This is a genomic window from Deinococcus soli (ex Cha et al. 2016) (assembly GCF_001007995.1).
Taxonomy (GTDB): domain Bacteria; phylum Deinococcota; class Deinococci; order Deinococcales; family Deinococcaceae; genus Deinococcus; species Deinococcus soli.
In genome coordinates, this window is record NZ_CP011389.1 from 1,547,313 (window position 1) to 1,562,066 (window position 14,754).

At 69.6% G+C, this 14,754-nt stretch carries 14 protein-coding genes; 8 read left to right on the forward strand and 6 right to left on the reverse strand.

Going from position 1 to position 14,754, the window contains the following annotated elements; all coding sequences use genetic code 11:
- Window positions 1-62: 62 nt before the first annotated feature.
- The gene (locus SY84_RS07685; RefSeq protein WP_046843532.1) at window positions 63-542 is read right to left on the reverse strand and encodes a DUF420 domain-containing protein; all 480 of its coding nucleotides are present in this window, start codon (window positions 540-542) and stop codon (window positions 63-65) included.
- 160 nt (window positions 543-702) lie between these two features.
- On the opposite strand from SY84_RS07685, the gene SY84_RS07690 reads away from it, so the two are divergent.
- The 8 genes from SY84_RS07690 (at window position 703) to SY84_RS07725 (ending at window position 10,231) form a co-directional block, all read left to right on the forward strand.
- A complete protein-coding gene (locus SY84_RS07690; RefSeq protein WP_046843533.1) occupies window positions 703-1,689 on the forward strand; it encodes a COX15/CtaA family protein in 987 nt (328 codons plus the stop codon).
- Entirely contained in the window at window positions 1,686-2,615 is a 930-nt protein-coding gene (locus tag SY84_RS07695) for a heme o synthase (protein ID WP_046843534.1), read from the forward strand. Before SY84_RS07690 ends, SY84_RS07695 begins: the two co-directional genes overlap by 4 nt.
- A gap of 368 nt (window positions 2,616-2,983) precedes the next feature.
- Window positions 2,984-4,102 (forward strand): cytochrome c oxidase subunit II, encoded by a 1,119-nt coding sequence (coxB, locus tag SY84_RS07700; RefSeq protein ID WP_308420083.1) that lies wholly within the window; start codon window positions 2,984-2,986, stop codon window positions 4,100-4,102.
- The gene (locus SY84_RS07705) at window positions 4,099-6,555 is read left to right on the forward strand and encodes a cbb3-type cytochrome c oxidase subunit I (RefSeq protein WP_046843535.1); all 2,457 of its coding nucleotides are present in this window, start codon (window positions 4,099-4,101) and stop codon (window positions 6,553-6,555) included. Before coxB ends, SY84_RS07705 begins: the two co-directional genes overlap by 4 nt.
- 148 nt (window positions 6,556-6,703) lie before the next feature.
- On the forward strand, window positions 6,704-7,405 hold the full coding sequence (locus tag SY84_RS07710) for an SCO family protein (protein ID WP_046843536.1): 702 nt from the start codon (window positions 6,704-6,706) through the stop codon (window positions 7,403-7,405).
- A gap of 69 nt (window positions 7,406-7,474) precedes the next feature.
- Window positions 7,475-8,467, forward strand: a complete 993-nt coding sequence (gene ruvB / locus SY84_RS07715; protein WP_046843537.1) for a Holliday junction branch migration DNA helicase RuvB — start codon at window positions 7,475-7,477, stop codon at window positions 8,465-8,467.
- A 120-nt stretch (window positions 8,468-8,587) separates the two neighbouring features.
- Entirely contained in the window at window positions 8,588-9,793 is a 1,206-nt protein-coding gene (locus SY84_RS07720; RefSeq protein WP_211117131.1) for a NupC/NupG family nucleoside CNT transporter, read from the forward strand.
- Between the two features lie 78 nt (window positions 9,794-9,871).
- Window positions 9,872-10,231, forward strand: coding sequence for an ArsC/Spx/MgsR family protein (locus SY84_RS07725; protein WP_188844257.1), 360 nt, complete (start codon window positions 9,872-9,874; stop codon window positions 10,229-10,231).
- 13 nt (window positions 10,232-10,244) lie between these two features.
- Here SY84_RS07725 and SY84_RS07730 read toward each other — a convergent pair whose 3' ends face one another.
- From SY84_RS07730 to SY84_RS07750, 5 genes are all read right to left on the reverse strand, one after another.
- Window positions 10,245-10,751 carry a hypothetical protein gene (locus SY84_RS07730; RefSeq protein WP_046843538.1) on the reverse strand — a complete coding sequence of 169 codons (507 nt, stop codon included), beginning with the start codon at window positions 10,749-10,751 and terminating at the stop codon, window positions 10,245-10,247.
- A gap of 167 nt (window positions 10,752-10,918) precedes the next feature.
- The gene (locus SY84_RS07735; RefSeq protein WP_046843539.1) at window positions 10,919-11,623 is read right to left on the reverse strand and encodes a hypothetical protein; all 705 of its coding nucleotides are present in this window, start codon (window positions 11,621-11,623) and stop codon (window positions 10,919-10,921) included.
- A gap of 88 nt (window positions 11,624-11,711) precedes the next feature.
- Complete coding sequence (locus SY84_RS07740; RefSeq protein ID WP_046843540.1) at window positions 11,712-12,668, reverse strand: GNAT family N-acetyltransferase; 957 nt, start codon at window positions 12,666-12,668, stop codon at window positions 11,712-11,714.
- Window positions 12,665-13,651, reverse strand: coding sequence for a GNAT family N-acetyltransferase (locus tag SY84_RS07745; RefSeq protein WP_046843541.1), 987 nt, complete (start codon window positions 13,649-13,651; stop codon window positions 12,665-12,667). The genes SY84_RS07740 and SY84_RS07745 overlap by 4 nt, the downstream gene beginning before the upstream one ends.
- On the reverse strand, window positions 13,648-14,685 hold the full coding sequence (locus SY84_RS07750) for a GNAT family N-acetyltransferase (RefSeq protein ID WP_046843542.1): 1,038 nt from the start codon (window positions 14,683-14,685) through the stop codon (window positions 13,648-13,650). The genes SY84_RS07745 and SY84_RS07750 overlap by 4 nt, the downstream gene beginning before the upstream one ends.
- Window positions 14,686-14,754: the final 69 nt, after the last annotated feature.

Here is a 14,754-nt window from a genome sequence, read left to right on the forward strand (position 1 = left end):
GGCGCGGCGCGGGTCACACAGGACGGCGCACACTGCCCCGGGGCAGTGCCTGCCGTGCCGCGTCAGCTCTTGATGACCTCGCCGTAGCTGTGCAGCACGAGGTAGATGATCCAGCCGGTCACGGCGACGTACAGCCACACCGGGACCGTCCAGCGCACCCAGGCGCGGTGCTTGTTGAAGTACCCGCGCGCGGCGGGCAGGTCGATGTTGTTCAGGTTCCCGGCGGCCCTGAGACCCTTGACGGCGTTCCACAGGGCGCCCAGCGCCAGCGGCAGGTTCGCGGCGGCCAGGATGATGTGGCTGATCAGCAGCACGAAGTACGCCACTCGCCACTCCTCGGGCCCGGCGTATTTCTTCTCATAGCCCAGGCCCAGGCGGGTCAGGTACAGCACGAGGAAGATGGTGGCCAGGGTGCTGGCGACGATCATGGCTTTCATGTGGGCTTCTTTCAGCCCGCGTTTGATGAGGTACACGCCCACGCATAGCGCCAGGCCGCTCAGGATGATCGTGATGACCGCCCACTGGTTGATCGTTTCCGCCATAGTTCCGCCCAGTGTACGGGCGGCGTGAAGGTCAGGTGTCCGCGCCCGGGCGTGGGGGTGGGGGACAATCTTCTGCGGGGGGGGGCGGGTAGAATGCCGGGCGAGAGACCCCCGCCCTGGCCCCTACGGCCGGGCCTGACGGGCGGCGAGGATGGTGACGATGAGTGGAACGCTGACAGTTCCGCGCGCCCGCGCGGGCGCGTGGCTCCCCCGGCTGGCCTGGGCGGCGCTGATCTATAACGTGCTGGTGATCCTGTGGGGCGCGGTGGTGCGCATCACGGGGGCCGGGGCAGGGTGCGGCGATCACTGGCCACTGTGCAACGGCGTGGTGGTGCCGCAGAGTCCCACGCTGCATACCGTGATCGAGTTCAGTCACCGCCTGACCAGCGCCGCGAGCGGCCTGCTGGCGATCACGCTGATCGTGCTGGCGTTCCGGGCGGTGCCCCGGGGCCACCCGGCGCGGCTGGGCGCGGTGGTGTCGTTCGGGCTGATCCTGCTTGAGGGTCTGGTGGGGGGCGTGCAGGTGCTGCTGGGCCTCACGGCGGACAGTACCGATCCGGCGCGCGGGTTCGTGCAGGGCATTCACCTCGCGAACACGTTCCTGCTGCTGGCGGCGCTGCTGCTCACGGCGCTGTGGGCCAGTGGCGCGCCGGGGCTGCGGCTGCGCCGTCAGGGGCTGGTGGGCGGCTGGAGTTACGTGGGCCTGGGGCTGATGCTCGTGCTGGGTATGGCGGGCGCGGTGACGGCGCTGGGGGACCTGCTGTTCCTGCCGGCCGACGGCAGCACGCCGATCGAGACGGTCAAACGGGACTTCGCGGTGACGGCCTCGGTCATCGAGAACCTGCGGGTGGTGCACCCGATGCTGGCGGTCCTGACCAGCGCCTTCCTGGTGTGGCTGGGCGTGTTCCTGCGCCGCGAGCGCCCAGGGGCCGAGGTGCGGCGCTGGAGCGCCGTGCTGTGGGGCGTGCTGGCCGTGCAGATGGTCGCGGGTTTCTCGAATGTGATCCTGAAAGCGCCGGGCTGGGTGCAGCTCGTGCACCTGCTGCTGGCGCTGGCGCTGTGGCTGGCGCTGGTCATGCTGGTGTACCGGGCCCTGACGGGACTGTCCGTCCAGGGCGGGCGCGCTAGGGTGGAGGGGAACGTATGACGACTTCCGAGCCCATCCCCGCCGAGACCGCGCCCGCCCGGGCGACGTGGCGGGATTACCTGTCGCTGACCAAACCGAAGGTCATCAGCCTGCTGCTCTGGACGACCATCACGGCGATGTTCATGGCCGAGCGGGGCGTCCCGGATCTGTGGCTGCTGGTCGTCGTGAGTCTCGCGGGGTACATGTCCGCGGGGTCGGCGGGCGTGTTCAACATGATCATCGACCGCGACATCGACCTGAAGATGGCGCGGACCGCCCAGCGGCCCACCACGAGTGGCCTGATCAGCACGCGCGACGCCGCCGCGTTCGGCGGAGCGCTGCAGATCCTGTCGTTCGCCATGCTGTGGGTGTGGGCGACGCCGCTGGCCGCCTGGATGAGTCTGGCGGGCTTCCTGACGTACGTGGTGGTCTACACGCAGCTGCTCAAACGCAACACCTGGCACAACATCGTGCTGGGGGGGGCCGCCGGGTGCTTCCCGCCGCTGGTGGGCTGGGCGGCCGTGACGGGGGACCTGAACCTGTTCGCGTGGTTCCTGTTCGCGATCATCTTCTTCTGGACGCCCGTACATTTCTGGGCGCTGGCGTTGATGATCAAGGAGGAGTACCGCGAGGTCGGGATTCCCATGCTGCCCGTCGTGCACGGCGACAAGCTGACGGTCGCGCAGATCGGCCTGTACGCCATCTACACGGTGGTGCTGTCGGTCATGCCGGTGTTCTTCCGCGAGGTCGGGGCGATCTACTTCGTGGCGGCGGCCGGGCTGGGCGCGTGGCTGCTGGTGCTGTCCTGGCGCCTGTACCGGCACGTGATGGCCGGGAAGCCCGTCGAGCGGAAGGTGGCGGTGCCGCTGTACCTGTACTCGATGCTGTACCTGGCGCTGCTGTTCGTGGCCGCTGCCGCTGACCGCATGCTGCTGCCGGCCGCCTGACCGGCGCGCGGGCCTGACTGGCGCGGCGTCCGGAGTCCGGGGGCCGCGCCCGCTGTTTCCCCGCGCGGCGTAAAGGCGCATGATGGTCGGGGACTGGAGGAACGTCAGGACACTTGCCCGAGGCTCATCTGGTCTCATGGCGGGTATGCCTGACCGGTCGGTAGAATGTGGGCGGAAGCTTGAACGCTGACCGCGCGGGGCCACCCACGCGTTCCACACGCCCGCGTGACGCTTTAGACTGCAAGCAGAGGAAAGGAGTGACGTTGAATACCACCACACACCGCAACAGCGGCACACGGAGGCGGGGCCGGCGGGTCCTGCCCACCCTAGCGATCCTGGGCGCGACCCTGCTGACCGGCTGTCAACCCGTGACGCAGTCCCTGAGCATCGGGGACATGGCGTCGGCCTACAACCGGGAAATCTGGTGGATGAGCATCTGGGCGATTGCTCTGTCCATCATCATCTTTATCGGCGTGTCCTACGCGCTGTTCTACACGGTGCAGAAGTTCCGTGAAGACAGGCACGACGCCCCGCCCGCCCAGTTCCACGGGAACAACAAGCTCGAGACCATCCTGGTGGCCGTGCCTGTGGTGATCGTGATCCTGCTGAGCGTCCTGACCGTCAAGAGCATGGCGGTCCTGAACCCCACGCCCAACCAGGCGACCAAGATCGACGTGCTCGCCAAGCAGTTCTGGTGGAACTTCGCGTACCCCGAGGTCACCAGTGACGCGGGTGGCGTGGTCACGAACGGCAACGAGATGATCATGCCGACCAAGGAAGCCGTGGCGCTGACCATCACCAGTGGCGACGTCATTCACGGCTTCTGGGCGCCGAACATCGGCGGTCAGCGCGCCGCGATGCCCAGCGTGAAGAAGACCTGGCAGGTCGACAACGACCGCGCCGGGGTGTACCAGGGCAACTGCTCGCAGCTGTGCGGGGCCAGCCACGCCAACATGCGCTACAAGGTCATCGCGCTGGATCAGGACCGCTACAACACCACGCTGGCCGCCATGAAGGCCTACCGCGCCCCCGAGCCCGCTCCCGGCAGCGCCGAGGCCCGCGGGTACACCCTGTTCATGCAGGGCAAGGCCAGCACGGGCGCGACCTCCTGCGCCGCCTGCCACCGCGTGCAGGGCACCCCTGCGGCGGGCGTGCAGGGCCCTGACCTGAGCTTCTTCGGCACGCGCCGCACGCTGGGCGCGGGCATGTGGGAAGCCATGACCGACGCGCAGTGGACCGACGCCAAGGCCGCCGAGGAACTGCACGCCTGGATCAAGCACAGTCCGCTGGTCAAGCCCGGTAGCCTGATGCCCACCTATGACGGCAGCGAGTACATGGTCAAGGGCAAGATGGTCAAGGGCGGCACGCTGACCGACGCCGAGATCGACGACATCGCCGCGTACCTGCGCAGCCTCAAGCTGCCCGAGGAAGCGGACTACTGGAAGGGCACGCCCGTGCAGGGCGCACCCAACGGAGGCACCCAGTGACCGTTCAGCATGCCCCCGTTCAGGACGCCGGGGCCCGCCCGGGCCTCTGGGCCGTCCTGAAGGACTACATGATGACGACCGATCACAAGAAGATCGGGACGCTCTACATCGCCACCAGCATCCTGGGCTTCGCCCTTGCGGGCATCCTCGCGGTGCTGATCCGCCTGCAGCTGGCCGTGCCGGACAACACCTTCCTGGTGGGCAACACCTACAACCAGGTGCTGACCATGCACGCCGCGCTGATGATCTTCTTCTTCCTGATCCCGATCGGCCTGTTCGGCTTCGGGAACTGGTTCCTGCCGCTGCAGCTGGGCGTGCGGGACGTGGCGCTGCCACGCATCAACACCTTCGCGGTGTGGCTGTTCATCTTCAGCCTGATCCTGGTCGTGCTGGGCCTCGCCAACGGCGGCGCGCCCGGCGTCGGCTGGACCTTCTACTACCCCTTGAGCGTGGACGCCAACCAGACCGGCGTGACCGTGCTGATGGTCGCCCTGACCCTGAACGGCATCGCGTCGCTGCTGGGCAGCGCGAACTTCGCGGCGACCGTCGTGAACATGCGCGCCCCCGGCATGAGCCTGTGGCAGATGCCGGTGTTCGCCTGGAGCATCTTCGCGACCTCCATGCTGCAGCTGGTGTCCCTGGGCGGCCTGACCGCCGCCGCGCTCGTCACGTACCTGGAACTGAAGCTGGGCATCAGCATGTTCAACCCCGGCATCGGCGGCGTGCCCGTCATGTTCCAGCAGTTCTTCTGGTTCTACTCGCACCCGGCGGTGTACGTGATGCTGCTGCCCTACCTGGGCATCGGCGCCGAGATCGCCAGCACCATGGCCCGCAAGCCGCTGTTCGGCTACCGCGTGATGATCTACTCGATCCTGGGGATCGTACTCGTCAGCCTGCTGGTGTGGGTCCACCACATGTTCGCCGTGGGCCTGCCCGAGGCGTGGCAGATCGCGTTCATGATCGCCACCCTGATCGTGGCCGTCCCGACCGGCGTGAAGATCTTCAACCTGATCGGCACCCTGTGGGGCGGGCGGATCATCATGAAGTCCCCCACCTACTGGCTGGTCGGCTTCATCTTCAACTTCCTGATCGGCGGGATCACCGGCGTCTCGCTGGGCCTGATTCCCTTCGACTACCAGGTCACGATGTCGTACTACGTGGTGGCGCACTTCCACAACGTGATGATGTTCGGCACGGCGTTCCTGGCCATGGGCGGCCTGTACTACTGGTGGCCCAAGATGACCGGCCGCTTCATGAGTGAGAAGCTGGGTCTGGCGCACTTCTGGCTGTTCATGATTGGCTCGTGGATGACCTTCCTGCCCCAGTACATCCTGGGTCTGCTCGGCATGCCCCGCCGCTACTACACCTATCCCGAAGGCAACTTCGCCTGGACGGAACTGAACTTCATCTCCACCCTGGGCGCGCTGACCCTGCTGGCCGGCGGGATCGTGTGGGTGTGGAACATGCTCCAGAGCTTCCGTCAGCCCGCCACGGCTTCACCCAACCCCTGGGGCGGCTTCACGCTGGAATGGACGGCGGACAGCCCGCCCAAGCCCTACAACTTCGCGCATGACTTCCCCACCACCTTCCCCACCGAGCGCCCCCTGTACGACTGGGAGCAGAGTGGTGAGACCCTCACGCCGGTTGATCCCAAGAGCATTCACCTGCCGCAGGACAGCATCTGGCCGTTCATGACGGCCGTGGGCCTGCTGCTGATGGGGTACGGCCTAAGCTTCGGCTGGTTCACGAACTACCACCCCGCCACCGGCCTGCAGCCCTTCGCGGACGCGAGCTTCGCGTTCAAGCTGGCCACGGTCGTGCTGTACCTCAGTATCCCGGTATTCCTGTACAGCCTGTTCAAGTGGGCGGGCACCCGCGAGTACGCCGTGCCGGTCGCGCACCACCACCTGACCAAGTACGACAACGGTTTCATGGGCATGGCGTGGTTCATCATCAGCGAAGTCGGTCTGTTCGGCGTGCTGATCGCCGGGTACGCGTACCTGCGACTCATCGGCGCCGCCGAGCCGCCCGCGCTGCGTCCCAGCATCTGGCTGGCGGCGCTGAACACCCTGGTCCTCGTCGCGAGTTCCTTCGTGATTCACCGTGCGGAGCAGGACAACCACCACGGGAAACTCACCCGCTTCCGCATCGGCATGTTCGTCACGCTGCTGCTCGGCGCGATCTTCATGATCTTCCAGGTGTACGAGTTCACGCTGTTCGGTGTGGAAAGCGACTGGAAGCAGAACCTGTGGCAGGCGTGCTTCTTCACCATCGTCGGCCTGCACGGCCTGCACATCCTGATCGGCGGCACCGGCATCGCCCTGCCCTTCTACCAGTCCCTGACCGGGAAGATGGACAAGTACAACCACGGCTCGATCACCCCCGCCAGCCTGTACTGGCACCTGGTGGACGTGGTGTGGCTGCTGATCGTCGCGATCTTCTACGCCTGGTAACACCGCGCAGAAGACAGAGGGGGGCGCCTGAGCGGGCGTCCCTTTCGCGTTGTGTGGGGTCAATCGTGAGTGGGCGGCGGTTCGCGGTCGCCACCCACTACGCACTCCGGGGACACGTCACCCCGGCCCTCTCCCCTACCCTGCGGGCATGACGGGTGTCTCAAAATGGGTGACGGCGGCGCTGCTGGTGGTCGCGGCGGTGCTGGGTGGACTGCTGGTGATGCGGCGGGCCGCGCCGGGCGTGACGGCCGGTGAGGCGCTGGATCAGCCCAAGGCCCTGCCGGCGCTGGCGCTGGTGGATGACCGGGGGCGGGCGACGACGCTGGCGGCCTCGGACGGGCGGGTGAGGCTGGTGTTCTACGGGTTCGTGCGCTGCCCGGACGTGTGCCCGGCGACGCTGGCGAGCCTGAAGAACACGTACGCGGCGCTGAGCCCCGAGCAGCGGTCGCGGGTGCAGGTGCAGTTCATCACGGTGGACCCCGGGCACGACACGCCCGGGGTGATGCGCGAGTACCTGAACCGTTTCGACCCGGCGTTCACGGGTCTGACCGGGACGGCGGAGACGATTGACGCGGCGGCGCGCGAGATGTTCGTGGCGAACGTGGCCCCGATGCCCGCAGAGGACCACAGCGCGCACATGACCACGCCGCAGGGCAAGACGTCCAGTGGCGCGGTGAATGCCGCCCAGGTGGGTGCGGGAGCGGCGGTGGCGGCACGGATTCACGGCGATCAGGTAAGTGTCGTGGACGGTCAGGGCCGCTTCGTGCGGGTGTACGGGAACCTGGATGTGGTGGGCGGTGACCTGGAGCGAGATCTGCCCGGACTGATCGGTCAGCACGCGGGGCGCTGAAGCCGTGGCAGACTCTGAAACCGCCCGGGTGTATTCCGCTGACAGCGAACTTGCGCTAGACTCTCTGTTATGACTGAACCGCTCGACGCGGCCCTGCGGCCCAAGACCCTGACGGACTACGTCGGGCAGGCGCGACTGAAGGAGAAACTCGGCGTGTACCTCCAGGCCGCGCGCGGCCGCAAGGAAGCGCTCGACCATACCCTGCTGTTCGGCCCGCCCGGCCTGGGCAAGACCACCCTGGCGCACATCATCGCCCACGAACTGGGTGTGAACATCCGCGTGACCTCCGGCCCGGCCATCGAGAAACCCGGCGATCTGGCCGCGATCCTCACGAACAGCCTGGAGGAAGGCGACGTGCTGTTCATCGACGAGATCCACCGCCTGGGCCGCGTCGCCGAGGAGCACCTGTACCCCGCGATGGAGGACTTCAAGCTGGACATCGTGCTGGGGCAGGGCCCGGCGGCGCGCACCATCGAGCTACCGCTGCCGCGCTTCACGCTGGTCGGCGCGACCACCCGACCGGGCCTGATCACGGCGCCCATGCGCAGCCGCTTCGGCATCATCGAGCACCTCGAGTACTACACGCCCGACGAGATCGGCGTGAACCTGTTGCGTGACGCGCGCCTGCTGGGTTTCGGGCTGGACGAGGAGGCGGCCGTCGAGATCGGCGCCCGGGCGCGCGGCACCATGCGGATCGCCAAGCGGCTGCTGCGGCGCGTGCGCGACTACGCCGACGTGGCGGGCGAGACGACCATCGGCCTGCCCCGCGCGCAGGACGCACTGGACAAGCTGGGCCTGGACAGCGCGGGCCTGGATGACCGCGACAAGAAGTACCTGGAGACCCTGATCCACCGCTTTGCGGGCGGCCCGGTCGGTGTGGACACGCTGGCCACCGCGATCAGCGAGGACAGCCTGACCCTGGAGGACGTGTACGAGCCGTACCTGATCCAGCTGGGCTTCATCAAGCGCACGCCCCGGGGCCGCGTGGCCACCGCGCACGCCTACGACCACCTGGGCCTGCCGGTCAGCGGCGACCACGACCTCGGGTTCTACGCCAACTGACCTCACGGAGGTACGGGGGCTTCACCTCTTCTTCAGGTCCGGTCACGCTGTCCTCAAGCTCCCATCAGACGCGCCCCATAGTCTGATGGGATGCTGGACGTTTTCTGGGGTGTAGGAGGCATGGCCGTACTGATCGGCCTGGGCCTCCTCTTGAGTGTGAACCGGCGCGCCGTGAACTGGCGCACCGTGGGACTGGCGCTGCTGCTGCAGATCGCCTTCGGACTGATCGTGCTGCGCTGGCCGCTGGGCCGCCGGGCGCTGGACGCCGTGTCGGGCGCCGTGCAGGGCGTCGTGAACAACGCGCAGCAGGGCATCAATTTCGTGTTCGGGAACCTGACGAATGGGCAGCTGGAGGGCGCGGGCTTCATCTTCGCGTTCGGGGTGCTGCCTATCATCGTGTTCTTCAGTGCGCTGATCGCCGTGCTGTATCACCTGGGCGTCATGCAGGCCGTCGTGCGCTTCCTGGGCGGCGGCCTGAGCCGCCTGCTGCAGACCAGCCGCGGGGAGAGCCTGTCGGCCACCGCGAACATCTTCGTGGGGCAGACCGAGGCGCCGCTGGTCGTGCGGCCCTTCATCGACCGCATGACCCGCTCGGAACTGTTCGCGGTGATGGTGGGCGGGCTGGCCAGCGTGGCGGGCAGCGTGCTCGTGGGGTACTCGCTCTTGGGCGTGCGGCTGGACTACCTGATCGCCGCGTCGTTCATGGCCGCGCCCGCCGGGCTGCTCATGGCGAAACTGATCTTCCCGGAGACCGAACCCACCCAGGACTACAAGGGCGACGTCCCCGAGGACCCGGAGGGCCGCCCCGTGAACGTGATCGACGCGGCGGCGCGGGGCGCGAGCAGCGGCCTGGGCCTCGCGCTGAACGTCGGGGCGATGCTCATCGCGTTCATCGGCCTGATCGCGCTGCTGAACGCCATCATCGGGCAGCTGGGCGGGCTGGTGGGCCTGCCGGACCTGAGCATCCAGCTGCTGCTGGGCTACCTGTTCGCGCCGCTGGCGTTCCTGATTGGCGTGCCGTGGGAGGCCGCCACGACCGCCGGGAGTTTCATCGGGCAGAAGCTCGTCACGAACGAGTTCGTGGCCTTCGTGGAATTCGCCCAGACCCTCAAGGCGGGCAGCGTGACGCCCAAGGTGGAGGCCATCGTGACCTTCGCGCTGTGCGGCTTCGCGAACCTGTCGAGCCTCGCGATCCTGCTGGGCGGCCTGGGCAGCCTCGCCCCCAGCCGCCGCGCCGATATTGCCCAGCTGGGCCTGCGCGCCGTGGCCGCCGGGACGCTCGCGAACCTGCTAAGTGGCACCCTGGCCGGGATGCTCCTCGCCTGAGCCTCACCCCGCGCCCCCGCCGGGTTCCGGGCGGGGGCGTCACGCGCCGCCCGGCAGCGCTGCCTCTACACTTGAGGCATGAGTGAGTTGCAGGTGCAGGTGTTCGGCACGCGCAAGAGCAAGGAAACCCGCGCCGCCGAGCGCTTCTTCAAGGAACGCAAGATCAAGATCCACTTCGTGGACCTGAAGGAGCGCCCCATCGCCAAGGGGGAGCTCGGCCGGTTCGTGCAGAAGTTCGGCCTGAACGCCCTGCTGGACCTGGAAGGCAAGGCGTACGAGCGCAGCAACCTCGCGTACCTGCGCACCACCGAGGACGGCGTGATCGCCAGGATCATCGACGATCCGGAGCTGCTGCGGTTGCCGCTGGTGCGCGCCGGGAAGCACCTGACCGTCGGTGAGGACACCGAGGGCTGGAAGGCGATGGTGGCCGGAAGCTGAGCCGCTGGCCCCCTCAGCGGCGGCGCATGAACCCCAGGCGGGAGCGCGCTGCGGCGGGAGCGGCGGGTGGCGCGGCGCTGGTCTCGTACTCGCGGATGGCGATCTGCAACCATTCGGGTGACCCGCCCCGTTCGAGCAGTTCCGCGCTGGGAATCCACTCGGCGGCGCTGAGCTGCTGCGGGTCCGGCTCGAGAATCCCGGCGCTGTACTCGGTGCCGAAGATCAGGTGCAGGCGCGCGTCGGCCTGTCCGCCCTGCGTGCCGCGCGCCACGTACGACCCGGCCAGCCGCAGGTCACTGACGACCAGTTTCACCTGCTCGCGGATCACGCGCCGCAGGTGCAGTTCGACCGGGTTGTTGCCGGGTTCGGCGTTCAGGATCAGGCCGGGCAGGCCCTGCGCGCCGGGTTGTATCGGCTGGAGCGGGCGGGTGATCAGGTAGGCGCCCTGGTGGTGGATCAGGGCGAACGCGCCGACCTGATAGGCGACTTGCCGGGTGGATTCGGTGTGCGGGATGGTCACGGGTGCACTCCTGTGAAGCGCGCAGCTTCATGAAAAATGTTACACGGCGCCGCGGCGGGCTGACGCTCCCCTCTCGGGTGGGTTGCGGGCGGCGGCAGTCACGCGCAGCCGGTCCGCCGGTGACCCGGGCGGCGCGCACGGTCCACTCTGGATAGCACGCAGGCCGCTTAAGATCGAACGGACCTCTCCGCCCTCCCCATTCGGGGGTGCGGCGGCACCAGCACCTGCGCGCCCAGTTCGGCCGCCAGCGCCAGGAACGCCGGATCGTGCGCCGGGTTCGTCCACGCCGGGGACTGCACGAGCAGCAGCGACGTCACCCGCGCCGGGTCGGGCAGGTCCGCGCCGGGCCGCGCCTGCCGGGTCAGGGTCACGCGGTCCAGCAGCGCGGGGGGCAGCAGGTCGCGGATCTCGCCGTGCGTGCGGTCCAGATCGAAGCCCTCCGCGACGGGCAGCGCCGCGTGCCAGTCCGGGTACAGCGTCGTCACGGTGCGGATCAGGCCGCGCGCCAGCCCCAGCCCCGCCCAGTTCCCGGGCCGCACCCGCGCCGGATCGCCGCTGCGGCTGCCCAGGTCATGGTGCGAGTCGAGGTTCAGCACGTCCAGGCCCGGGAACCGTTCCAGCCACTCCCACGCGTCCGCGTGACTGAGCGTCACGAACGCCGGCACGCCCGCGTACGCGCGCAGGGCCTCCCAGCCGGGGTACAGCGGGAAATCCGCCTCCAGCGCGTCCCAGTCCTGCCCACCGCGCCTGCGCGCGCGGTCCATCCACGCGCCGGACCGGTCATGGTCGAGGTCCCGCGTCCCCCAGATCGGCGCGTCGAACACCAGTTCCCGCGTCCCCGAGAAGGCGTCCCAGTCGATGCTCAGCAGCACGGTTCCAGCTTACGCGCATGGCGGATGGTCCACAGCGTCTGCACGGCGCCCCAACCCACCCACTGCCTACTTCCCACTGCCCTCCCCGTCACCCGAAGCGGATCACGTACGACACGCTGGCAGGATCACGCACGAAGCCGAGGTGGTCGTTGATGGCGAGCATGGGGGCGTTGTCGCTGGCGTTGTCGGTGCGGATGGTCGTGGCCCCGACGGTGCGGGCGGCGCGGATCGCGGCGAGTTTCAGGGCGGTGGCGACGCCCTGGCCGCGCCAGGGGCGGGTGACGCCGGTCAGGCCGGTCAGGAGGTCGGGGCTGGCGTCGCTGCGAAAGCAGGCGGTCTGGCCCACCCACGTGCCGTCCGCCTCGGCGATCAGGTACGCGTCTGGCAGCAGGCCGGGGTCGCCGAGGACGCCGTCCTCGAACACCTGCCGGGTCAGGGGCGTGGCGGGTTCGGAACGGGGCACGTCCTGGCGCACGTCGCTCATGAGGGCGTGCAGGCGGCCCACGAGGTCCGGCGTGCCTGCGGCGCGCAGCTCGGTCAGGGTGCGGATGCGGACGCCGCGCGCCTGCACGCGGGCCTCCAGCGCGGCGTACGGGGCGGGATCGAAGTCCGGGACGTGCAGGGTGGACATGAAGTACCGCTTGCCGCCCGTGAAGCCCCGGCGGGTCAGGAAGCCGGGCGCGACCGGGTGGTCCTCGCGGGCCAGGAGGCGGGCGGACTCGGCGTTCCGGGCGCGCAGATCGGCGGCCAGGGTCTCCCAGAGGGCCGCGCCGACCCCTCGTCCCTGCGCGTGCGGCGCGACGGCGAGGTCCAGGCCGTAGTGGTGCGGGTGGAACGCGCCGGGGTTCTGGTGGTACCCGGCGACACCCGCCACCTCGCCGCCGGCGTGGGCGACGAACACGGCCCAGCCGTGACCCCAGTCCTGCTGTTCACGCATCTGGCGGCGGTATTCCTCGCCCGTCAGGGGTTCGTGCGGGTTCGCGCCGGTCAGGATCGCGGCGGCGGCGTCCCACTCGTGCCCGGCGATGGGTGCGACGCGGATCATCCGTCCACCTGACCACGCTGCATCTCGACCCAGGCGACGCGGGGGCGGAAGCCCAGGCGGTCGTTCAGGGCCAGCATGGGCGCGTTGGTGGTGGCGTTCCCGGTCCAGACCTCGCGGGCACCGAGGTCCCGCGCGACGCGCAGCGCGGCGACCTTCAGTGCCAGTGCCAGCCCCTGCCGGCGCCACGCGCGGGTGGTGCCGGTCAGGCCGGTGTTCAGGCGCTGCGGGTCGTGCAGGTCGCGGTGCAGTTCGGACAGGGCCGCGACCTCGCCCGCCGGGGTGACGGCCAGCAGGGTGCCGCGGGGCAGGTGTTCCGGGCGGTCCAGACGCGTCAGGAAGTCCTCATAGGCGACCGGGGTCGCGGCGGCGGTGCGGGGCACGTCCTCCCGCGCGGCCAGCCAGCCTGCGTAGTACGCGCGGCGGGCGGCGTCCTCGCCCAGTTCGGCGCTCAGGTCGGCCAGGGTCACGGCGCGCAGACCGCCGGGCAGGGTCGCCCGTTCCGCCCAGGCGTCCGGGTCGAACTCGGCCATGTCGAGCACGTTGTCGAAGAAGCGCATGACCTCCCGGAAGCCCCGCGACGCCAGGAAGTGCAGGCTGAGCGGTTCGTCCTCATACGCCCCGGCCAGGACCTCGCGCGCGCCCCGCGCCTCCAGGTGCGCGGTGACGTGCGCCGCGAGCGCCGCGCCGACCCCATGGCCGCGCGCGCCGGGGTGCACGCCGACCTCGGCGTGGTAGCGGTCCGGGTGGTACATCCCACCGAACTGCAACGCGGACGCGGCGCCCAGCAGCGCCCCGTCCGGGGTGTGCGCCACCCACTGCGCGACGTGCAGCCCCAGCGGGTGCGCCCGCAGCGAGTGCAGGTCGTGCGCCAGCGAGTCGGCGGTGTACGGGTGGCGGGGATTGACTGCCGTCAGCAGGTCCGCCAGGGCGCCCAGGTCGGCGTCCGTGGCGGGCCGCAGCGCGAAGGGTCGCGGGGCGGTCACGTCAGCTCCGGGGGCACGGGCACGGGGCGCCGCTCGCCCGTCACGGGGTCCAGGTGCAGCTCGTGGCGGCTGCGGGTCGGGCCGCGCCGGAAGCCCAGCGCGCGGTTCATGGCCAGCATCGCCTTGTTGGGCGGGTCGTTGAAGGTGCGGATCTCGCCGCCCCCGGCAGCGGCCAGGGCGCGCATCGCCGCGACCTTCAGGGCCTTGGCGACCCCCCTTCCGCGGTCCTCGCGGCGCACTCCGGTCATGCCGATCACAAAGAAGCCCGCCGGGTTGCTCATCAGGCTGCTGTAGCCCACGTACGGTCCGGTCAGCGGGTCGTCCACATCCGGGCGCACCGCCACGAAGGACAGCTCGTGGCTGAAGGTCGGGTCCTCCAGTTCCTGCTTCAGCCACGCCTCGAACGGCCGCCGGGTGAGGGCCTGTCCCATCGGCACGTCCTGGAAGAGGCGCCAGTCGAGTTCCCACAGCCTGCGGTCCCGCTGCGGATCGCCGGCCAGGTCCGCCACCGAGCGCAGCTGCACGCCGTCCGCCGCCACGGCCGCCATCAGGTCGTCGAAGGCGCCCAGGTCGGCGTCGGCCGTGTGCAGGCGGGACTCGAAGCGGTCCCAGGTGCGTACGTAGCCCCGCGCGGCCAGGAATGCCCGGCCCGGCGCGTCCTCCGGCTGGTCGCTGAGCATCGTGCGCAGGTCCTGCGCGCCCCGCCCGCGCAGCGCGGCGAACGCGTCGTCGTACAGCGCCGTACCCACCCCGCGGCCCCGGGCGTCCGGGTGCACGACGACCCGTCCGAAATACCGCCAGTCCTCGAACGCGAAGTCGTCATGGCCCACGTGACTGACCCCCACGATCCGGCCGCCCTGCTCCGCCACGCGTTCCCGGCGGTAGAGCGCCGGGTCGTGCGCCTCGTCCCAGGTGGCCATCATCTCGGCGGTCAGGGGCCACTCGGGATCGGCGGCGCTCAGCAGGGCCGCGACCTCGGCGAAATCGTCGGGTTTCTGCAGGTCACGCAGCGTGACGGGCTGTGGGTCGGTCATGCGCCCATCATGCGGGCCGCCCCGCCGCAGACGCATCCGCCAGCACGCCTACGCCCACCCCGTGCCCCA

What these genes read in the sequence shown, in the direction of transcription:
- SY84_RS07685 (WP_046843532.1), bottom strand. Translation starts at nt 542, where the DNA reads ATGGCGGAAACGATCAACCAGTGGGCGGTCATCACGATCATCCTGAGC.
- SY84_RS07690 (WP_046843533.1), top strand. Translation starts at nt 703, where the DNA reads ATGAGTGGAACGCTGACAGTTCCGCGCGCCCGCGCGGGCGCGTGGCTC.
- SY84_RS07695 (WP_046843534.1), top strand. Translation starts at nt 1,686, where the DNA reads ATGACGACTTCCGAGCCCATCCCCGCCGAGACCGCGCCCGCCCGGGCG.
- SY84_RS07710 (WP_046843536.1), top strand. Translation starts at nt 6,704, where the DNA reads ATGACGGGTGTCTCAAAATGGGTGACGGCGGCGCTGCTGGTGGTCGCG.
- ruvB (WP_046843537.1), top strand. Translation starts at nt 7,475, where the DNA reads ATGACTGAACCGCTCGACGCGGCCCTGCGGCCCAAGACCCTGACGGAC.
- SY84_RS07720 (WP_211117131.1), top strand. Translation starts at nt 8,588, where the DNA reads ATGGCCGTACTGATCGGCCTGGGCCTCCTCTTGAGTGTGAACCGGCGC.
- SY84_RS07725 (WP_188844257.1), top strand. Translation starts at nt 9,872, where the DNA reads ATGAGTGAGTTGCAGGTGCAGGTGTTCGGCACGCGCAAGAGCAAGGAA.
- SY84_RS07740 (WP_046843540.1), bottom strand. Translation starts at nt 12,668, where the DNA reads ATGATCCGCGTCGCACCCATCGCCGGGCACGAGTGGGACGCCGCCGCC.
- SY84_RS07750 (WP_046843542.1), bottom strand. Translation starts at nt 14,685, where the DNA reads ATGACCGACCCACAGCCCGTCACGCTGCGTGACCTGCAGAAACCCGAC.